Origin of the sequence: Streptococcus sp. HMSC063B03 (assembly GCF_001836965.1) — a bacterium.
Classification (GTDB): domain Bacteria; phylum Bacillota; class Bacilli; order Lactobacillales; family Streptococcaceae; genus Streptococcus; species Streptococcus pneumoniae_F.
Map to the genome: position 1 here is coordinate 336,532 of NZ_KV831007.1, position 19,693 is coordinate 356,224.

The following is a 19,693-nucleotide window of genomic DNA, read 5'->3' on the forward strand; positions in this document are numbered from 1 at the left end:
CAATTACTTTTGAGATTTTTTCTCTAGAATATCTTTTAATTTTCTAATTTTTAATCTTGAAATAGGACAACGATGGTCTTCATAGAAAACAATTTCTAAGTTTTTTCGATCAATTTCTCTGATATTGCCTATATTTACCAAAAATGACTTGTGAGGAGAATAAAATCTCTGAGTATGTTTGTCCTTTTCCTGAATATCTGTCATGGTACCGTAAAACTCTTTGGCAAAATTCTTACCAATAATGCGCAATTTATGAGAAACTCCTGTCGTTTCAATATACAGAATGTCATGGTAAGGAATTTTTAAATCATTTCCCTTGTAATTGTAGTCAAAATAATCTACCACATCTTCATTTTCAAGTAACATACTCTTCGTGTAGAAGATATTCTGCTCAATTCTCTTTTTAAATAACTCATCATTGATATCCTTATCAACAAAATCTAGGGCTGATACCTGGTATTTATAGGTTAGAGTCGCAAACTCTGATCGACTGGTGATAAAGACGATAATAGCATAAGGATTGTGATGACGAATAAACTGGGCAACTTCAAACCCTTTTTTCTCAATCCCATGAATATCAATATCTAGAAAATAAAGCTGGTTTACTTCATCATTTTCGATATATTCCTTAAACTCACGAACTTTTCCCGTTGTCTTGTATGATATTGGAATATTCGATTCTTTCGAAATTTCATCCAATATTCTCTCTAGTCTCACTTGATGTTCAATAACATCTTCTAAAATTAAAACTTTCATTCAAATTCCCTCTTAAATCTAATGATTTGTCTAAATGTACTGCCTTCCATCTCTGTTTCTAAAATAATATTATTGTACTTATCTAATAGTTCTTTCACATTATTTAATCCTACTCCGCGATTTCTTCCCTTAGTGGAGAATCCTAAAGCAAATAGATCTCCTGAAGGAGTCATCGTCATTTTACATGAATTCTGAATCACAATAACTGTTTCAGTTTCCATCTTAATAACTGCTACTTCCATCTGCTTTTTATAACTATCAGCCGATCCTTCGACAGCATTGTTCAATAAAACGCTCATGATACGAACCAAATCCAATAGTTCAATTGGGAGCTTAGTAATCGTATCTTTTACTTCCAGTGTAAACTCTACACCATTATTTCGAGCATAAACAATTGACTGAGCAACCAAACTTCGTAAAGCTGAATCTTCTATGTTGTTCAAATCAAAGTAAGTATACTTATCTGAACGGAGTTTGTGATTAGCTTTAACCAAAACTTCATTGTAAACTCTGTCAATTTCCTGTAAATTACCACTGTCAATTGCCATCTGCATGCTGACAAGCATCCCAGCGTAGTCATGTCTAAACCCACGTATTTCATTATACAAAGCAACAATTTCATCTGTGTAGTTTTGTAAATGTTTCTGTTCAAATTTCTTCTGCTTCAAAGCAATCTCTTTCTCCATTTGTTCTTTATGAGAATTCATTGCAAAGAAAGTCAAAAGTAAAGAGATAAAGACAATAGATGATAAAATACTTCCAAAACTATTCAAATGTTTAATCGTACTTACCATATCTGAAATGAAAGATACAATATGTAGAAGTAGTAAAGCAAAAAAGACTTTTTTCAAGAAAGGATAGAGATAATCTTTGTCAAAATAGTTTAGTTCCAAATGGAAATAACGAATGATTGTTACGATAACGACATAAGTCAACACCGTTACAACTAAAAAGAATAGGCCATAATATTGTAAAACAAAATTGTCTCCTGTTAGAGAGGAGAAAGTTACAGACAGAAAGGTATGAGTGCTCTCATATAAAAGAGATAGTAGTAAACTTAGGAATAGTCCTCTATCCCTCTTATACTGTTTAATACATTTAAAATAGAAATATAGCATCAAAGGAAATAAAAATGTTCCAATCCCTAACCCCTCTAAGTATAGAAGATAAAAAGGAAGGTCAAGTACTGTTCCTACTAGTAATGTATAACCACCAAAAAAGCATAATTCCTTTGTTTTTATTTGCCTTTTACAAATTAAACGGTAACTTTGACTAATAATAAAAACATATAATATCAAATCTACTAATAAGAAAAAATCCATTATTCTACTCCCTTATCTTCTTTTGAAGAGATTAAGTAAACTATTAATTGTTTTTCTAGTTTCCCCACCTCGAATCTCCTGCAAGTCTTTTTCCTTCAAGGCTACAAACTGTTCCAATTTAACTGTGTTTTTCATAATAAAATCTCCTAAAGTGTTTTTTTCCTGTAAGCTAACTTACAAAAACTATTATACAAAATGGAATTTCATTGTAGATAAAATTCTCTCAACTGTCATTTTTTTCTCCCCAAGTGTACTTTTTTAAGAAAAAAGCCGGGAAAATTCCCAGCTTTGCTACTATATTGATCCCAGCAGGATTCGAACCTGCGACCGTTCGCTTAGAAGGCGAATGCTCTATCCAGCTGAGCTATGAGACCTAATACAGCTATTCTACCAAAAATCCAATTGAAAGTCAATTTTCTATTTATGATAGGGTGATCCCTGCTGAATCGTAAAAGCCCGATAGATTTGTTCAACAAGGACTAGTCTCATTAACTGATGAGGCAAGGTTAAGCGACCAAAACTAACAGAAAGATTGGCTCTTTTTTTTACATCCTGTGCTAACCCCAGACTCCCTCCAATAATAAAGGTAAGAGTAGAAAATCCTTTTATAGAAGCTTCTTCTAGCTGCTTACTAAATTCTTCTGAGGAGAAAGTTCTCCCTTCGATAGCCAACGCAATAACAAAATCACGGTCACCAACTTTTGATAAAATTCTCTGACCTTCTATTTCTAAAATCTTTTGATTTTCTGACTCACTGGCCCTATCTGGTGTTTTTTCATCTGCTAGCTCAATCATTTCAAGCTTAGCAAATCGAGAAATTCGTTTTGAATACTCTGCGATACCATCTTTTAAATACTTTTCTTTCAGTTTCCCAACTGTTACAACTTTAATTTTCATGACTCTATTCTAACATATTCTCTATTTTTTCACATCTTATTCACAAAATAAAAGGTTAATTTTAGCCGAGAAAACCACAGATTTTTGAAAGTTATCCACAATCTGTGAAAAACTTTTATTTTTAAGTTATAATTAAGCTAGTCAGTTTATACTTTCATTAATCTAAAACATATGGAGGCAAATATGAAACATCTCAAAACATTTTACAAAAAATGGTTTCAATTATTAGTCGTTATCGTCATTAGCTTTATTAGTGGAGTCTTGGGGAGTCTTTCAATAAACCAACTAACTCAGAAAAGTACTGTAAGTAACTCCAACAACAATAGTACTATTACACAGACTGCCTATAAAAACGAAAATTCAACAACACAGGCTGTTAACAAAGTAAAAGACGCTGTTGTTTCTGTTATTACTTATTCAGCTAACAGACAAAATAGCGTATTTGGCAATGATGATACAGATACAGATTCTCAGCAAATCTCTAGTGAAGGATCTGGGGTTATTTATAAAAAGAATGACAAAGAAGCTTATATTGTCACCAACAATCACGTTATAAATGGTGCCAGCAAAGTAGATATTCGTTTGTCAGATGGAACTAAGGTACCTGGAGAAATCGTCGGAGCTGACACTTTCTCTGATATTGCTGTCGTCAAAATATCTTCAGAAAAAGTGACAACAGTAGCGGAATTTGGTGATTCTAGTCAGTTAACCGTAGGAGAAACTGCTATTGCTATCGGTAGCCCGTTAGGTTCTGAATATGCTAATACTGTCACTCAAGGTATCATATCTAGTCTCAATCGAAATGTATCTTTAAAATCTGAAGATGGACAAGCCATTTCTACAAAAGCCATCCAAACTGATACTGCTATTAACCCAGGTAACTCTGGTGGCCCACTAATCAATATTCAAGGACAGGTTATCGGAATTACCTCAAGTAAAATTGCCACAAATGGAGGAACATCTGTAGAAGGTCTTGGTTTTGCAATCCCTGCAAATGATGCTATCAATATTATTGAACAATTGGAAAAGAACGGAAAAGTGACTCGTCCAGCTTTGGGAATTCAAATGGTCAATCTCTCAAATATTAATACAAGTGATATTAGAAGACTGAATATTCCAAGCAGTGTAACATCTGGTGTAGTTGTTCGTTCTGTGCAAAGTAATATGCCTGCAAATGGTCACCTTGAAAAATACGATGTTATTACAAAAGTAGATGACAAAGACATCGCTTCATCAACAGACTTACAAAGTGCTCTTTACAATCATTCTATCGGAGACACCATTAAGATAACTTACTATCGTAACGGTAAAGAAGAAACTACATCTATTAAACTTGACAAGAGTTCAGGCGATTTAGAATCTTAATTGACATCTATGTAAAGAAAGCTTTACATAAGAGAAAAGATGTGTTAGTGTAGAATCATGGAAAAATTTGAAATGATTTCTATCACGGATATACAAAAAAATCCCTATCAACCTCGAAAAGAATTTGATGGAGAAAAACTACATGAACTAGCACAGTCTATCAAAGAAAATGGGGTCATTCAACCGATTATTGTTCGTCAATCTCCTGTTATTGGTTATGAAATCCTTGCAGGAGAGAGACGCTATCGCGCTTCACTTTTAGCTGGTCTAACGTCTATCCCAGCTGTTGTTAAACAACTTTCAAACCAAGAGATGATGGTCCAGTCCATCATTGAAAATTTACAAAGAGAAAATTTAAATCCAATAGAAGAAGCACGCGCCTATGAATCTCTTGTAGAGAAAGGATTTACCCATGCTGAAATTGCAGATAAAATGGGCAAGTCTCGTCCATATATCAGCAACTCTATTCGCTTGCTGTCCTTGCCAGAACAGATCCTTTCAGAAGTAGAAAATGGCCAACTATCACAAGCCCATGCGCGTTCGCTAGTTGGGTTGAATAAGGAACAACAAGACTATTTCTTTCAACGAATTATAGAAGAAGACATTTCTGTAAGGAAGTTAGAAGCCCTTCTGACAGAGAAAAAACAAAAGAAACTGCAAAAAAATGATTATTTCATACAAAATGAAGAAGAACAGTTAAAAAAAATACTCGGATTAGATGTAGAAATCAAACTGTCTAAAAAAGATAGTGGAAAAATCATTATTGCTTTCTCAAACCAAGAAGAATACAGTAGAATTATCAACAGCCTGAAATAAGGCTGTTCTTTTATTTTTTTATCTCACAAGGTTATCCACTATTTTTTTCAAAAAAAAGCTTCATAAATCAATAGTTTCTGATTTTATCCCCAACCTGTGGATAAAACTTGATAACATTGTGGATTATTTTTCACAGCTTGTGGAAAATTCTTGCTATCTATGGTAAAATAAATCTAGCATTAAACTTTTAAATAGTAAAGGAGGAGAAAGGATTGAAAGAAAAACAATTTTGGAATCGTATATTAGAATTTGCACAAGAAAGACTAACTCGTTCCATGTATGATTTCTATGCTATTCAAGCTGAACTCATTAAGGTAGAAGAAAATGTTGCCACTATATTTTTACCACGATCTGAAATGGAAATGGTCTGGGAAAAACAACTAAAAGATATCATTGTAGTAGCTGGTTTTGAGATTTATGATGCTGAAATAACTCCCCACTATATTTTCACCAAGCCTCAAGATACGATTATCCCACAAGTTGAAGAAGCTCCAAATTCAACTCTCTATGACTATAGTCCAAAGTTAGCATCTATTCCTTATTCGGATACTGGATTAAAAGAAAAGTATACCTTTGATAATTTTATCCAAGGGGATGGAAATGTTTGGGCAGTATCAGCCGCCCTGGCTGTCTCTGAAGATTTGGCCTTGACCTATAATCCTCTTTTTATCTATGGAGGACCTGGGCTTGGTAAGACTCACTTACTCAATGCCATTGGGAATGAGATTTTGAAAAATATTCCTGATGCGCGTGTGAAGTACATTCCTGCTGAAAGCTTTATAAACGACTTTCTTGAACATCTGAGACTGGGTGAAATGGATAAGTTCAAAAAAACCTACCGTAGCCTCGATCTCTTGTTAATTGATGATATTCAATCGCTGAGTGGAAAAAAAGTTGCAACTCAGGAAGAATTTTTCAATACTTTCAATGTTCTCCATAACAATCAAAAACAAATTGTTCTGACTAGTGATCGTAGCCCTAAACACTTAGAGGGCCTTGAAGAAAGACTTGTCACGCGCTTTAGCTGGGGCTTGACGCAAAATATCACACCACCTGACTTTGAGACACGTATTGCCATTTTACAAAGCAAAACAGAGAATTTAGACTACCATTTCCAAAGTGATACCCTAGAATACCTAGCTGGTCAATTTGATTCAAACGTCCGAGAACTTGAAGGAGCAATCAACGACATCACTTTAATCGCCCGAGTGAAGAAGATTAAGGATATCACTATCGATATCGCTGCAGAGGCTATTAGGGCACGCAAACAAGATGTTAGCCAAATGCTCGTCATCCCAATTGATAAAATCCAAAATGAAGTTGGTAACTTTTATGGTGTCAGCGTCAAAGAAATGAAGGGAAGCAGACGCCTTCAAAATATTGTGTTAGCCCGTCAAGTAGCCATGTATTTATCTAGAGAACTAACAGATAATAGTCTTCCAAAAATTGGGAAGGAATTTGGTGGTAAAGATCACACAACAGTCATTCATGCCCATGCCAAAATTAAATCTTTGATTGATGAAGACGATAATTTACGTTTAGAAATTGAATCAATCAAAAAGAAAATCAAATAACTTGTGGATAACTTTTACTTTATTATCTTTTTTATCCACATTTTTTAAACAAGCCCAAAAACTTGATATGACTTGTTTAAAGTCTGTTTTCCACAGATTTCACAGACTCTATTATTACTATTATCCTTCTAATACTAAAAATAAATAAAGGAGAATCCATGATTCATTTTTCAATTAATAAAAATTTATTTCTACAAGCCTTAAATACTACTAAGAGAGCTATTAGCTCTAAAAATGCCATTCCTATTTTATCAACCGTCAAAATTGACGTAACCAATGAAGGTGTTACTTTAATTGGTTCAAATGGTCAAATTTCAATTGAAAATTTTATTTCTCAAAAAAATGAAGATGCTGGTTTGTTAATTACTTCTTTAGGTTCGATCCTTCTTGAAGCTTCTTTCTTCATCAATGTGGTATCTAGTCTACCTGATGTGACTCTTGATTTTAAAGAAATTGAACAAAACCAAATTGTTTTAACTAGTGGCAAATCAGAAATTACCCTAAAAGGAAAAGATAGCGAGCAATATCCACGAATCCAAGAAATTTCAGCAAGCACTCCTTTGGTTCTTGAAACAAAATTACTCAAGAAAATTATCAATGAAACAGCCTTTGCTGCAAGTACACAAGAGAGTCGTCCAATTTTAACAGGTGTTCATTTTGTATTAAGTCAACACAAGGAGCTAAAAACAGTGGCAACAGACTCTCATCGTCTAAGCCAGAAAAAATTAACGCTTGAGAAAAATAGTGATGATTTTGATGTTGTAATTCCTAGCCGTTCTCTACGCGAATTTTCAGCAGTATTTACAGATGATATTGAAACTGTAGAGATTTTCTTTGCCAATAACCAAATCCTCTTTAGAAGCGAAAATATTAGCTTCTATACTCGTTTGTTAGAAGGTAACTATCCTGATACAGATCGTTTGATTCCAACGGACTTTAATACTACTATTACTTTTGATGTTGTAAACTTACGCCAGTCAATGGAACGTGCTCGTCTTTTATCAAGTGCTACTCAAAATGGTACTGTGAAACTTGAAATTAAAGATGGGGTTGTTAGCGCCCATGTTCACTCTCCAGAAGTTGGTAAAGTAAACGAAGAAATCGATACTGATCAAGTGACTGGTGAAGATTTGACTATTAGTTTCAACCCAACTTACTTGATTGATTCACTCAAGGCTTTAAATAGCGAAAAGGTGACTATTAGCTTTATCTCAGCTGTTCGTCCATTTACTCTTGTGCCAGCTGATACTGAAGAGGACTTCATGCAACTTATCACCCCAGTTCGTACAAATTAAGTGAAAGAGGTTGAGCCTAGCTCGCCTCTTTTATGATATAATCGAAAAAGAAAAGGAGAGTAGTATGTATCAAGTTGGAAATTTTGTTGAGATGAAAAAACCACATGCTTGCACCATCAAGTCAACTGGTAAAAAAGCAAATCGTTGGGAAATTACCCGTGTTGGAGCAGATATCAAGATAAAATGCAGTAATTGTGACCATGTTGTCATGATGGGGCGCTATGATTTTGATCGAAAAATGAATAAAATTATTGACTGAGAACCCTTAGTTAGAGGGTTAGCAAGTTTTCCCTTTTTGTGTTATAATATTAGGGATTGAAATGAAAACGGAGAATGAGAAATATGGCTTTAACAGCAGGTATCGTTGGTTTGCCAAACGTTGGTAAATCAACACTATTTAATGCAATTACAAAAGCAGGAGCAGAAGCAGCAAACTACCCATTTGCGACGATTGATCCAAATGTTGGAATGGTTGAGGTTCCTGATGAACGCCTACAAAAACTAACTGAAATGATTACTCCTAAAAAGACAGTTCCAACAACATTTGAATTTACAGATATTGCAGGGATTGTAAAAGGCGCATCAAAAGGGGAAGGTCTTGGTAACAAATTCTTGGCCAATATCCGTGAAGTAGATGCGATTGTTCATGTAGTTCGTGCTTTTGATGATGAAAATGTCATGCGCGAGCAAGGGCGTGAAGACGCCTTTGTGGATCCACTTGCAGATATCGACACCATTAACTTAGAATTGATTCTTGCTGACTTAGAGTCAGTTAATAAGCGTTATGCTCGTGTAGAAAAGATGGCACGTACGCAAAAAGATAAAGAATCAGTAGCAGAATTTAATGTTCTTCAAAAGATTAAACCAGTCCTTGAAGATGGAAAATCAGCTCGAACCATTGAATTTACAGATGAAGAACAAAAGGTTGTCAAAGGTCTCTTCCTTTTGACGACTAAACCAGTGCTCTATGTTGCCAATGTGGACGAGGATGTGGTTTCAGAACCTGACTCTATCGACTATGTTAAACAAATTCGTGAATTTGCAGAGACAGAAAATGCTGAAGTAGTCGTTATTTCTGCACGTGCTGAGGAAGAAATTTCTGAGTTAGACGATGAAGATAAGCAAGAGTTTCTTGAAGCACTTGGGTTGACAGAATCAGGCGTTGACAAGTTGACTCGTGCTGCTTACCATTTGCTTGGATTGGGAACTTACTTCACAGCTGGTGAAAAAGAAGTTCGCGCTTGGACCTTCAAACGTGGTATGAAGGCTCCTCAAGCAGCTGGGATTATCCACTCAGACTTTGAAAAAGGATTTATTCGTGCAGTAACCATGTCATATGAGGATCTAGTGAAATACGGATCTGAAAAGGCCGTAAAAGAAGCTGGACGTTTGCGTGAAGAAGGAAAAGAATATATCGTTCAAGATGGCGATATCATGGAATTCCGCTTTAATGTATAAGAAATTTAATAAATAGTGTCAATTAGGTTGGAAAAAAATTCCAACCCTTTTGGCTTTTGAAAGGAAAAATAAATGACCAAATTACTTGTAGGATTAGGAAATCCAGGGGATAAATATTTTGAAACAAGACACAATGTTGGATTTATGTTGATTGATCAACTAGCGAAGAAACAGAATGTCACTTTTACACATGATAAGATATTTCAAGCTGACCTAGCATCTTTTTTCTTCAATGGAGAAAAAATTTATCTTGTCAAACCAACGACATTTATGAATGAAAGTGGAAAAGCGGTTCATGCTTTATTGACTTATTATGGTTTGGATATTGAAGATTTACTCATCATTTACGATGATCTTGATATGGAAGTTGGAAAGATTCGTTTAAGAGCAAAAGGCTCAGCAGGTGGTCATAATGGTATCAAGTCTATTATTCAACATATTGGAACTCAGATCTTTAATCGTGTTAAGATTGGAATCGGAAGGCCTAAAAATGGAATGTCAGTTGTTAACCATGTTTTGAGTAAGTTTGACAAGGATGATTATATTGGTATTTTACAGTCTATTGACAAAGTTGACGATTCTGTAAACTACTATTTACAAGAGAAAAACTTTGAAAAAACGATGCAGAGGTATAACGGATAAATGGTGACCTTATTAGATTTATTCTCAGAAAATGATCAGATAAAAAAATGGCATCAAAATCTGACAGATAAGAAAAGACAATTAATGTTAGGCTTGTCAACTTCTACAAAAGCTTTAGCAATTGCTAGTAGTTTGAGACAGGAAGATAAGATTGTGTTATTGACGTCAACTTATGGAGAAGCAGAAGGACTTGTTAGTGATCTTATATCTGTCTTGGGTGAGGAACTTGTTTATCCATTTTTTGTAGATGACTCCCCTATGGTCGAGTTTTTGATGTCTTCACAAGAAAAAATCATTTCACGGGTTGAAGCCTTGCGTTTTTTGACTGATTCGTCTAAGAAAGGGATTTTAGTTTGTAATATCGCAGCAAGTCGATTGATTTTACCGTCTCCAAATGTATTCAAAGATAGTATTGTAAAAATAACAGTTGGTGAAGAATATGACCAACACGCCCTTATCCATCAGTTAAAAGAGATAGGCTATCGAAAAGTTACACAAGTACAAACTCAGGGCGAATTTAGTCTGCGAGGAGATATTTTAGATATTTTTGAAATATCCCAGTTAGAACCTTACCGAATTGAGTTTTTTGGTGATGAAGTCGATGGTATTAGGTCATTTGAAGTCGAAACACAATTATCGAAAGAAAATCAGACAGAACTCACTATCTTTCCAGCTAGTGATATGCTTTTGAGAGAAAAGAATTATCAACGAGGACAGTCAGCTTTAGAAAAACAAATTTCAAAAACGTTATCACCTATTTTAAAATCATACTTAGAAGAAATTCTTTCAAGTTTTCACCAAAAACAAATGCATTTAGATTCTAGGAAGTTTTTATCTTTGTGTTATGACAAGACATGGACTGTTTTTGACTATATTGAAAAAGATACCCCAGTATTCATTGATGATTATCAGAAATTGATGAATCAGTACGAAGTCTTTGAAAGGGAGTTAGCACAATACTTTACAGAAGAATTACAGAACAGTAAAGCATTTTCTGAGATGCAGTATTTTGCAGATACAGAGCAAATCTATAAAAAACAGAGTCAGGTTACTTTTTTCTCTAACCTGCAAAAGGGGGTAGGAAATCTCAAGTTTGATCAAATTTATCAATTTAATCAATATCCCATGCAAGAGTTTTTCAATCAATTTTCTTTTCTAAAAGAAGAAATTGAGCGATACAAAAAAATGAATTACACTATTATTCTTCAGTCTAGCAATTCAATGGGAAGTAAAACATTGGAGGATGTTTTAGAGGAATATCAGATTAAATTAGATTCCAGAGATAAGTCAAGTATCTGTAAAGAATCTGTAAACTTAATCGAGGGTAATCTCAGACATGGTTTTCATTTTGTAGATGAAAAGGTTTTATTAATAACTGAACATGAGATTTTTCAAAAGAAATTGAAACGTCGTTTTCGAAGACAACATGTTTCGAATGCAGAGAGATTAAAAGATTACAATGAACTTGAAAAAGGGGACTACGTTGTCCATCATATCCATGGGATTGGTCAATATCTAGGGATTGAAACAATTGAAATCAAAGGGATTCACCGTGATTATGTTAGTGTTCAATACCAAAACGGGGATCAAATCTCTATCCCAGTGGAACAGATTCATCTACTGTCCAAATATGTTTCAAGTGATGGGAAAGCTCCAAAACTCAATAAATTAAATGACGGTCATTTTAAAAAGGCCAAGCAAAAAGTAAAGAACCAGGTAGAGGATATAGCTGACGATTTAATCAAACTTTATTCTGAGCGTAGTCAGTTGAAGGGTTTTGCTTTCTCAGCTGATGATAAGGATCAACATGCTTTTGATGATGCCTTCCCTTATGTTGAAACGGATGATCAACTTCGTAGTGTTGAAGAAATCAAGAGAGATATGCAGGCTTCTCAACCAATGGATCGACTTTTAGTTGGGGATGTTGGTTTTGGAAAGACTGAAGTTGCTATGCGTGCAGCCTTTAAGGCAGTCAATGATCACAAACAGGTTGTCGTTCTAGTTCCGACGACGGTTTTAGCGCAACAGCACTATACGAATTTTAAGGAACGATTCCAAAATTTTGCAGTTAATATTGATGTGTTGAGTCGCTTTAGAAGTAAAAAAGAACAGACTGAAACACTTGAAAAATTGAAAAAGGGTCAAGTTGATATTTTAATTGGAACACATCGTGTTTTGTCAAAAGATGTTGTGTTTGCTGATTTGGGCTTGATGATTATTGATGAGGAACAGCGATTTGGTGTCAAGCATAAGGAAACCTTGAAAGAAATGAAAAAACAAGTAGATGTCCTGACCTTGACAGCAACGCCAATTCCTCGTACCCTTCACATGTCTATGCTGGGAATCAGAGATTTGTCTGTTATTGAAACTCCGCCGACTAATCGTTATCCAGTGCAAACCTATGTTTTAGAAAAGAATGATAGTGTGATTCGTGATGCTGTCTTGCGTGAAATGGAGCGTGGAGGTCAAGTTTACTATCTTTACAATAAAGTTGACACGATTGACCAGAAGGTTTCCGAATTACAGGAGTTGATTCCAGATGCTTCGATTGGTTATGTTCATGGGCAAATGAGTGAGATTCAGTTAGAAAATACTCTATTAGATTTTATTGAGGGGCAATACGATATTTTGGTGACGACTACTATTATTGAGACAGGGGTGGACATTCCAAATGCCAACACTTTGTTTATTGAAAATGCGGACCATATGGGCTTGTCAACCTTGTATCAGTTAAGAGGAAGAGTCGGTCGTAGTAATCGTATTGCTTATGCCTATCTCATGTATCGTCCAGAAAAATCAATCAGTGAAGTCTCCGAGAAGAGATTAGAAGCGATTAAAGGATTTACAGAATTGGGCTCTGGATTTAAGATTGCAATGCGAGATCTTTCGATTCGTGGAGCAGGAAATCTTTTAGGAAAATCCCAGTCTGGTTTCATTGATTCTGTTGGTTTTGAATTGTATTCGCAGTTATTGGAGGAAGCTATTGCTAAACGACATGGTAATGGGAACACAAGAACCAAAGGGAATGCTGAGTTGATTTTACAAATTGATGCTTATCTTCCTGATACTTATATTTCAGACCAACGACATAAGATTGAAATTTATAAAAAAATTCGTCAAATTGACAATCGTGTCAATTATGAGGAGTTACAAGAAGAGCTGATGGACCGATTTGGAGAGTACCCAGACGTAGTAGCCTATCTTTTAGAGATTGGTTTGATTAAGTCTTATCTTGACAAGGTCTTTGTTCAACGTGTGGAAAGAAAAGACAATAAGATTACAGTTCAATTTGAAAAAATCACTCAACGACTGTTTTTGGCTCAAGATTATTTTAAAGCTTTATCCGCAACGAACTTAAAAGCAGCCATAGCTGAGAATAAGGGATTAATGGAAGTTGTATTTGATGTTCGAAACAAGAAGGACTATGAAATTTTAGAAGGTCTGCTCATTTTTGGAGAAAGTTTATTAGAGATAAAAGTGTCGAAAGAAGGCAATTCCCTTTAACATTTTTCTTCTATAAAAGGGATAAAAATGGTACAATAATAATTTGAGGTAATAAAAATGAGATTAGACAAATATTTAAAAGTATCAAGAATTATCAAGCGTCGTACAGTCGCAAAAGAAGTAGCAGATAAAGGTAGAATCAAGGTAAATGGCATCTTGGCAAAAAGTTCAACGGATTTGAAAGTTAATGACCAAGTTGAAATTCGCTTTGGAAATAAGTTGCTACTTGTAAAAGTACTGGAGATGAAAGATAGTACAAAAAAAGAAGATGCAGCAGGCATGTATGAAATTATCAGTGAAACACGGGTAGAAGAAAATGTCTAAAAATATCGTACAATTGAATAATTCTTTTATTCAAAATGAACACCAACGTCGTCGCTATCTGATGAAGGAGCGACAAAAACGTAATCGTTTCATGGGTTGGGTTCTTATTTTGATGATTTTATTGTTCATTTTACCAACTTATAATCTTGCTCAAAGTTATCACCAATTACTCCAAAGACGTCAACAGTTATCAGACTTGCAAACTCAGTATCAAACTTTGAGTGAGGAAAAGGAGAAAGAGACAGCTTTTGCTACAAAGTTGAAAGATGAAGATTACGCTGCTAAATACATGCGTGCAAAATATTATTATTCTAAGAATCGGGAAGCTGTTTATACGATTCCTGACTTGCTCCCAAGGTGATAAAATGGAAAATTTATTAGATGTAATAGAGCAATTTTTGAGTTTATCGGATGAAAAGCTGGAAGAGTTGGCTGATAAAAATCAATTATTGCGTTTACAAGAAGAAAAGGAAAGGAAGAATGCGTAAGTTCTTAATTATTTTGTTGCTACCAAGTTTTTTGACCATTTCAAAAGTCGTTAGCACAGAAAAAGAAGTTGTCTATACTTCGAAAGAAATTTATTACCTTTCACAATCTGACTTTGGTATTTATTTTAGAGAAAAATTAAGTTCTCCAATGGTTTATGGAGAGGTTCCTGTTTATGCGAATGAAGATTTAGTAGTGGAATCTGGAAAATTGACTCCCAAAATAAGTTTTCAAATAACCGAGTGGCGCTTGAATAAACAAGGGATTCCAGTATTTAAGTTATCTAACCATCAATTTATTGCTGCAGACAAACGATTTTTATATGATCAATCAGAGGTAACTCCAACAATAAAAAAAGTATGGTTAGAATCTGATTTTAAACTGTACAATAGTCCTTATGATTTAAAAGAAGTGAAATCATCCTTATCAGCTTATTCGCAAGTTTCAATTGATAAGACCATGTTTGTAGAAGGGAAAGAATTTCTACATATTGATCAAGTTGGATGGGTAGATAAGGAATTAACTTCTGAAGAAGATAATCGGATGAATAAAGTGCAAGAAATATTATCTGAAAAATATCAGAAAACTTCTTTCTCTATTTATGTTAAGCAACTGACTACTGGAAAAGAAGCTGGTATCAATCAAGATGAAAAGATGTATGCAGCTAGCATTTTAAAATTACCTTATCTCTACTATACGCAAGAAAAAATAAATGAGGGTCTTTATCAGTTAGACACGACTGTAAAATACGTATCAGCAGTCAATGATTTTCCAGGTTCTTATAAACCAGAGGGAAGTGGTAGTCTCCCTAAAAAAGAGGATAATAAAGAGTATTCTATAAAGGACTTAATCACAAAAGTATCTAAAGAATCGGATAATGTAGCTCATAATCTATTGGGATATTACATTTCAAATCAATCTGATGCTATATTCAAATCCAAGACGTCTGCTATTATGGGAGATGATTGGGATTCCAAAGAAAAATTGATTTCTTCTAAAATGGCTGGGAAAGTCATGGAAGCTATTTATAACCAAAATGGACTTGTATTGGATTCTTTGACTAAAACAGATTTTGATAATGAGAGAATTGCCAAAGGTGTTTCTGTTAAAGTAGCTCATAAAATTGGAGATGCGGATGAATTTAAGCATGATACAGGTGTTGTTTATGCAGATTCTCCATTTATTCTTTCTATTTTCACAAAGAATTCTGATTATGATACGATTTCTAAGATAGCCAAAGATGTTTATGAGGTTCTAAAATGAGAGAACAAGATTTTTTAAATCATTTTCTCAATAAGGGATATTTCAAAAAACATGCTAAGGTGGTGCTAGCTCTTTCTGGTGGATTAGATTCTATGTTTCTGTTTAAGGTATTATCTACGTATCAAAAAGAGTTAGAAATTGAATTGATTCTAGCTCATGTGAATCATAAGCAGAGAGTAGAATCAGATTGGGAAGAACAGGAATTAAGGAAGTTGGCTGCTGAAGCAGAGCTTCCTATTTATATCAGCGATTTTTCAGGAGAATTTTCAGAAGCGCGTGCTCGACATTTTCGTTATGATTTTTTTCAAGAGGTCATGAAAAAGACAGGTGCGACAGCCTTAGTCACTGCCCACCATGCTGATGATCAGGTGGAAACGATTTTGATGCGTTTGATTCGAGGCACTCGTTTGCGCTATCTATCAGGAATTCAGGAGAAGCAAGTAGTCGGGGAGATAGAAATCATTCGGCCCTTCTTGCATTTTCAGAAAAAAGACTTTCCACCAATTTTTCACTTTGAAGATATATCAAATCAGGAAAATCATTATTTTCGCAATCGTATTCGAAACTCATACTTACCAGAATTAGAAAAAGAAAATCCTCGATTTAGAAATGCAATCTTAAGCATCGGTAATGAAATTTTAGATTATGACTTAGCTATAGCTGAATTATCAAAGAATATTGATGTAGAAAATTTAGATCAGCTATTATCTTACTCTGAGTCGACACAAAGAGTTTTACTTCAAACTTATCTGAATCGTTTTCCAGATTTGAGTCTTACAAAAGCTCAGTTTGAAGAAGTTAGACAAATTTTAAAAACTAAAAGCCAGTATCGTCATCCGCTTAAAAATGGTTATGAATTAGTAAAAGAGTATCAACAGTTTCGGATTTGTAAAATCAGTCCTCAGTCTGATGAAAAGGAAGATGAACTTGTGTTACACTATCAAAATCAGGTATCTTATCAAGGATATTTATTTTCCTTTGGACTTCCTTTAGAAGGTGAATTAATTCAGCAGGTACCTGTTTCACGCGAAACATCAATACACATTCGTCATCGAAAAACAGGAGATTGTTTGATTCAAAATGGATATAGAAAAAAACTCAGACGTCTATTTATTGATTTGAAAATCCCTATGGAAAAGCGAAAATCAGCTCTGATTATTGAGCAATTTGGTGAAATTGTCTCAATTTTGGGAATTGCGACCAGTAATTTGAGTAAAAACACGAAAAATGATATAATGAACACTGTACTTTATATAGAAAAAATAGATAGGTAAAAAAATGTTAGAAAACGATATTAAAAAAATCCTCGTTTCACACGATGAAATTACAGAAGCTGCTAAAAAATTAGGTGCTCAATTAACCAAGGACTATGCAGGAAAAAATCCAATCTTAGTTGGGATTTTAAAAGGATCTATTCCTTTTATGGCTGAATTGGTTAAGCATATCGACACACATATTGAAATGGACTTTATGATGGTATCTAGCTACCATGGTGGAACAGCAAGTAGTGGTGTTATCAATATTAAACAAGACGTGACTCAAGATATCAAAGGAAGACATGTTCTATTTGTAGAGGATATCATTGATACAGGTCAAACTTTGAAGAATTTGCGAGATATGTTTATTGCAAGAGAAGCAGCTTCTGTTAACATTGCAACCTTGTTGGATAAACCAGAAGGACGTGTTGTAGAAATTGAGGCAGACTATACTTGCTTTACTATTCCAAATGAGTTTGTAGTAGGTTATGGTTTAGACTACAAAGAAAATTATCGTAACCTTCCTTATGTTGGAGTATTGAAAGAAGAAGTGTATTCAAATTAGAAAGAACAATTTTTAATGAAAAAACAAAATAATGGTTTAATTAAAAATCCTTTTCTATGGTTATTACTTATTTTTTTCCTAGTTACAAGTTACCAGTATTTTAGTACAGGTAGTGTTGCAGGGAAAAGTGAGCAAATTAATTATACAGAATTGGTAAAAGAAATTACCGATGACAATGTAAAAGAATTGACTTACCAACCAAATGGAAGTGTTATCGAAGTTTCAGGTGTTTATAAAAATCCTAAAACAAGTAAAGAAGAAACAGGCATTCAATTCTTTTCTCCTTCTGCTACAACAGTAGAGAAATTTTCAAGTATTATTCTTCCTTCAGATACTACAGTATCAGAATTACAAAAGCTTGCTTCTGACCATAAAGCGGAAGTAACTGTTAAGCATGAAAGTTCAAGTGGTATGTGGATTAATATTCTTGTATCCATTGTGCCATTCGGTATCCTCTTCTTCTTCCTCTTCTCGATGATGGGAAATATGGGAGGAAATAATAGCCGTAACCCGATGAGTTTTGGACGTAGTAAGGCTAAAGCTGCAAATAAAGAAGATATTAAAGTAAGATTTTCAGATGTTGCTGGAGCTGAGGAAGAAAAACAAGAACTAGTTGAAGTTGTTGAATTCTTAAAAGATCCAAAACGATTTACAAAACTTGGAGCCCGTATTCCAGCAGGTGTCCTTCTAGAGGGACCTCCGGGAACAGGTAAGACTTTGCTTGCTAAGGCAGTCGCCGGAGAAGCAGGTGTTCCATTCTTTAGTATCTCAGGTTCTGACTTTGTAGAAATGTTTGTCGGAGTTGGAGCTAGTCGTGTCCGTTCTCTTTTTGAAGATGCCAAAAAAGCAGCACCAGCTATTATCTTTATTGATGAAATTGATGCTGTTGGACGTCAACGTGGAGTTGGTCTTGGCGGAGGAAATGACGAACGTGAACAAACCTTGAACCAACTTTTGATTGAGATGGACGGTTTTGAGGGAAATGAAGGAATTATTGTCATCGCTGCGACAAACCGTTCAGATGTACTTGACCCTGCCCTTTTGCGTCCAGGACGTTTTGATAGAAAAGTATTGGTTGGTCGCCCTGATGTTAAAGGTCGTGAAGCAATCTTGAAAGTTCATGCTAAGAACAAGCCTTTAGCAGAAGATGTTGATTTGAAATTAGTTGCCCAACAAACTCCAGGTTTTGTTGGTGCTGATTTAGAGAATGTCTTGAATGAAGCTGCTCTAGTTGCTGCTCGTCGCAATAAATCGATAATTGATGCCTCAGATATTGATGAAGCAGAAGATAGAGTGATTGCTGGTCCTTCTAAGAAAGATAAGACAGTTTCACAAAAAGAACGTGAATTGGTTGCCTACCATGAGGCTGGACATACCATTGTTGGTCTAGTCTTATCGAATGCCCGTGTTGTTCATAAAGTTACTATCGTACCACGAGGCCGTGCAGGAGGTTATATGATTGCACTTCCTAAGGAAGACCAAATGCTTCTTTCCAAAGAAGATATGAAAGAGCAATTGGCTGGTTTAATGGGTGGCCGTGTAGCTGAAGAAATTATCTTTAATGTCCAAACTACAGGAGCTTCAAACGACTTTGAACAAGCGACACAAATGGCGCGTGCAATGGTTACAGAGTACGGTATGAGTGAAAAACTTGGCCCAGTACAATATGAAGGAAACCATGCTATGTTTGGTGCACAGAGTCCTCAAAAATCAATTTCAGAACAAACAGCTTATGAAATTGATGAAGAGGTTCGTTCATTATTGAATGAAGCACGAAATAAAGCTGCTGAAATTATTCAGTCAAATCGTGAAACTCACAAGTTGATTGCAGAAGCATTATTGAAATACGAAACATTGGATAGTACACAAATTAAATCTCTTTACGAAACAGGAAAGATGCCTGAAACCGTAGAAGAGGAATCTCATGCATTATCTTATGATGAAGTAAAGTCAAAAATGAATGATGAAAAATAACCCAAAGAGAGGCTTGCCCTCTCTTTTTTGTGCAGTTGAGGAGATAAAGGGGACAGAACGGAGGAAATGGGACAAAAGTGTTTCTGAATCTGTTAGACTGTATCTAGAAAGGGGAACAATATGATTGAAGAATTGTATAAAGAAGTCCAGGGAATTGTGTACAAGTGTAGAAATGAATATTACCTTCATTTATGGG

At 34.8% G+C, this 19,693-nt stretch carries 19 protein-coding genes, 1 tRNA gene and 1 pseudogene; 16 read left to right on the forward strand and 5 right to left on the reverse strand.

Going from position 1 to position 19,693, the window contains the following annotated elements; all coding sequences use genetic code 11:
• Positions 1-3 precede the first annotated feature (3 nt).
• The 5 genes from comE to rlmH all read right to left on the reverse strand — a co-directional run bounded on the left by comE (position 4) and on the right by rlmH (position 2,975).
• Positions 4-756 (reverse strand): competence system response regulator transcription factor ComE, encoded by a 753-nt coding sequence (comE, locus tag HMPREF2628_RS01695; RefSeq protein WP_000866073.1) that lies wholly within the window; start codon positions 754-756, stop codon positions 4-6.
• On the reverse strand, positions 753-2,078 hold the full coding sequence (comD, locus tag HMPREF2628_RS01700; RefSeq protein WP_070842137.1) for a competence system sensor histidine kinase ComD: 1,326 nt from the start codon (positions 2,076-2,078) through the stop codon (positions 753-755). Before comD ends, comE begins: the two co-directional genes overlap by 4 nt.
• Positions 2,079-2,090: 12 nt before the next feature.
• Complete coding sequence (comC, locus tag HMPREF2628_RS01705; protein WP_020902306.1) at positions 2,091-2,213, reverse strand: competence-stimulating peptide ComC; 123 nt, start codon at positions 2,211-2,213, stop codon at positions 2,091-2,093.
• Positions 2,214-2,378: 165 nt separating this feature from the next.
• Positions 2,379-2,452 (reverse strand) — tRNA-Arg (locus HMPREF2628_RS01710).
• A 43-nt stretch (positions 2,453-2,495) separates the two neighbouring features.
• On the reverse strand, positions 2,496-2,975 hold the full coding sequence (gene rlmH, locus HMPREF2628_RS01715; RefSeq protein ID WP_004269820.1) for a 23S rRNA (pseudouridine(1915)-N(3))-methyltransferase RlmH: 480 nt from the start codon (positions 2,973-2,975) through the stop codon (positions 2,496-2,498).
• A 183-nt stretch (positions 2,976-3,158) separates the two neighbouring features.
• Here rlmH and HMPREF2628_RS01720 point away from each other — a divergent pair, with 183 nt between their 5' ends.
• The 16 genes and pseudogenes from HMPREF2628_RS01720 to HMPREF2628_RS10275 all read left to right on the forward strand — a co-directional run.
• Positions 3,159-4,340 (forward strand): serine protease HtrA, encoded by a 1,182-nt coding sequence (locus HMPREF2628_RS01720; RefSeq protein ID WP_061589687.1) that lies wholly within the window; start codon positions 3,159-3,161, stop codon positions 4,338-4,340.
• A gap of 57 nt (positions 4,341-4,397) precedes the next feature.
• Positions 4,398-5,156, forward strand: a complete 759-nt coding sequence (locus tag HMPREF2628_RS01725; RefSeq protein WP_070842138.1) for a ParB/RepB/Spo0J family partition protein — start codon at positions 4,398-4,400, stop codon at positions 5,154-5,156.
• Positions 5,157-5,368: 212 nt separating this feature from the next.
• Positions 5,369-6,730, forward strand: coding sequence for a chromosomal replication initiator protein DnaA (gene dnaA / locus HMPREF2628_RS01730; protein WP_033687629.1), 1,362 nt, complete (start codon positions 5,369-5,371; stop codon positions 6,728-6,730).
• A 158-nt stretch (positions 6,731-6,888) separates the two neighbouring features.
• Complete coding sequence (dnaN, locus tag HMPREF2628_RS01735; protein ID WP_049486822.1) at positions 6,889-8,025, forward strand: DNA polymerase III subunit beta; 1,137 nt, start codon at positions 6,889-6,891, stop codon at positions 8,023-8,025.
• 64 nt (positions 8,026-8,089) lie between these two features.
• Positions 8,090-8,284 (forward strand): DUF951 domain-containing protein, encoded by a 195-nt coding sequence (locus HMPREF2628_RS01740; RefSeq protein ID WP_000285186.1) that lies wholly within the window; start codon positions 8,090-8,092, stop codon positions 8,282-8,284.
• An 83-nt stretch (positions 8,285-8,367) separates the two neighbouring features.
• The gene (gene ychF, locus HMPREF2628_RS01745; RefSeq protein WP_070842139.1) at positions 8,368-9,483 is read left to right on the forward strand and encodes a redox-regulated ATPase YchF; all 1,116 of its coding nucleotides are present in this window, start codon (positions 8,368-8,370) and stop codon (positions 9,481-9,483) included.
• A 72-nt stretch (positions 9,484-9,555) separates the two neighbouring features.
• Positions 9,556-10,125 (forward strand): aminoacyl-tRNA hydrolase, encoded by a 570-nt coding sequence (gene pth, locus HMPREF2628_RS01750; protein ID WP_070842140.1) that lies wholly within the window; start codon positions 9,556-9,558, stop codon positions 10,123-10,125.
• The gene (gene mfd / locus HMPREF2628_RS01755; protein ID WP_070842141.1) at positions 10,126-13,629 is read left to right on the forward strand and encodes a transcription-repair coupling factor; all 3,504 of its coding nucleotides are present in this window, start codon (positions 10,126-10,128) and stop codon (positions 13,627-13,629) included. It begins immediately after the preceding gene.
• 57 nt (positions 13,630-13,686) lie between these two features.
• Positions 13,687-13,953 (forward strand): RNA-binding S4 domain-containing protein, encoded by a 267-nt coding sequence (locus HMPREF2628_RS01760; protein WP_001234978.1) that lies wholly within the window; start codon positions 13,687-13,689, stop codon positions 13,951-13,953.
• Positions 13,946-14,314, forward strand: a complete 369-nt coding sequence (locus tag HMPREF2628_RS01765; protein WP_000041905.1) for a septum formation initiator family protein — start codon at positions 13,946-13,948, stop codon at positions 14,312-14,314. The genes HMPREF2628_RS01760 and HMPREF2628_RS01765 overlap by 8 nt, the downstream gene beginning before the upstream one ends.
• Before the next feature lie 4 nt (positions 14,315-14,318).
• Positions 14,319-14,441: an SP_0009 family protein gene (locus tag HMPREF2628_RS11005; protein WP_000429334.1), complete on the forward strand. Its 123-nt coding sequence runs from the start codon at positions 14,319-14,321 to the stop codon at positions 14,439-14,441.
• Positions 14,434-15,702: a serine hydrolase gene (locus HMPREF2628_RS01775; protein ID WP_004269825.1), complete on the forward strand. Its 1,269-nt coding sequence runs from the start codon at positions 14,434-14,436 to the stop codon at positions 15,700-15,702. Before HMPREF2628_RS11005 ends, HMPREF2628_RS01775 begins: the two co-directional genes overlap by 8 nt.
• Entirely contained in the window at positions 15,699-16,976 is a 1,278-nt protein-coding gene (gene tilS / locus HMPREF2628_RS01780) for a tRNA lysidine(34) synthetase TilS (RefSeq protein ID WP_070842142.1), read from the forward strand. Before HMPREF2628_RS01775 ends, tilS begins: the two co-directional genes overlap by 4 nt.
• Before the next feature lie 4 nt (positions 16,977-16,980).
• Positions 16,981-17,523 carry a hypoxanthine phosphoribosyltransferase gene (gene hpt, locus HMPREF2628_RS01785; RefSeq protein WP_000892176.1) on the forward strand — a complete coding sequence of 181 codons (543 nt, stop codon included), beginning with the start codon at positions 16,981-16,983 and terminating at the stop codon, positions 17,521-17,523.
• A gap of 15 nt (positions 17,524-17,538) precedes the next feature.
• Positions 17,539-19,497 (forward strand): ATP-dependent zinc metalloprotease FtsH, encoded by a 1,959-nt coding sequence (gene ftsH, locus HMPREF2628_RS01790; protein ID WP_070842143.1) that lies wholly within the window; start codon positions 17,539-17,541, stop codon positions 19,495-19,497.
• Positions 19,498-19,617: 120 nt separating this feature from the next.
• Positions 19,618-19,693 (forward strand): annotated as a pseudogene (locus tag HMPREF2628_RS10275) (sigma-70 family RNA polymerase sigma factor); the annotation flags it as partial.

Bases quoted from the DNA above. Each gene is read 5' to 3' on its own strand.
- comE (WP_000866073.1), bottom strand. From the start codon at position 756: ATGAAAGTTTTAATTTTAGAAGATGTTATTGAACATCAAGTGAGACTA.
- comD (WP_070842137.1), bottom strand. From the start codon at position 2,078: ATGGATTTTTTCTTATTAGTAGATTTGATATTATATGTTTTTATTATT.
- comC (WP_020902306.1), bottom strand. From the start codon at position 2,213: ATGAAAAACACAGTTAAATTGGAACAGTTTGTAGCCTTGAAGGAAAAA.
- rlmH (WP_004269820.1), bottom strand. From the start codon at position 2,975: ATGAAAATTAAAGTTGTAACAGTTGGGAAACTGAAAGAAAAGTATTTA.
- HMPREF2628_RS01720 (WP_061589687.1), top strand. From the start codon at position 3,159: ATGAAACATCTCAAAACATTTTACAAAAAATGGTTTCAATTATTAGTC.
- HMPREF2628_RS01725 (WP_070842138.1), top strand. From the start codon at position 4,398: ATGGAAAAATTTGAAATGATTTCTATCACGGATATACAAAAAAATCCC.
- dnaN (WP_049486822.1), top strand. From the start codon at position 6,889: ATGATTCATTTTTCAATTAATAAAAATTTATTTCTACAAGCCTTAAAT.
- HMPREF2628_RS01740 (WP_000285186.1), top strand. From the start codon at position 8,090: ATGTATCAAGTTGGAAATTTTGTTGAGATGAAAAAACCACATGCTTGC.
- ychF (WP_070842139.1), top strand. From the start codon at position 8,368: ATGGCTTTAACAGCAGGTATCGTTGGTTTGCCAAACGTTGGTAAATCA.
- pth (WP_070842140.1), top strand. From the start codon at position 9,556: ATGACCAAATTACTTGTAGGATTAGGAAATCCAGGGGATAAATATTTT.
- mfd (WP_070842141.1), top strand. From the start codon at position 10,126: ATGGTGACCTTATTAGATTTATTCTCAGAAAATGATCAGATAAAAAAA.
- HMPREF2628_RS01760 (WP_001234978.1), top strand. From the start codon at position 13,687: ATGAGATTAGACAAATATTTAAAAGTATCAAGAATTATCAAGCGTCGT.
- HMPREF2628_RS01765 (WP_000041905.1), top strand. From the start codon at position 13,946: ATGTCTAAAAATATCGTACAATTGAATAATTCTTTTATTCAAAATGAA.
- HMPREF2628_RS11005 (WP_000429334.1), top strand. From the start codon at position 14,319: ATGGAAAATTTATTAGATGTAATAGAGCAATTTTTGAGTTTATCGGAT.
- HMPREF2628_RS01775 (WP_004269825.1), top strand. From the start codon at position 14,434: ATGCGTAAGTTCTTAATTATTTTGTTGCTACCAAGTTTTTTGACCATT.
- tilS (WP_070842142.1), top strand. From the start codon at position 15,699: ATGAGAGAACAAGATTTTTTAAATCATTTTCTCAATAAGGGATATTTC.
- hpt (WP_000892176.1), top strand. From the start codon at position 16,981: ATGTTAGAAAACGATATTAAAAAAATCCTCGTTTCACACGATGAAATT.
- ftsH (WP_070842143.1), top strand. From the start codon at position 17,539: ATGAAAAAACAAAATAATGGTTTAATTAAAAATCCTTTTCTATGGTTA.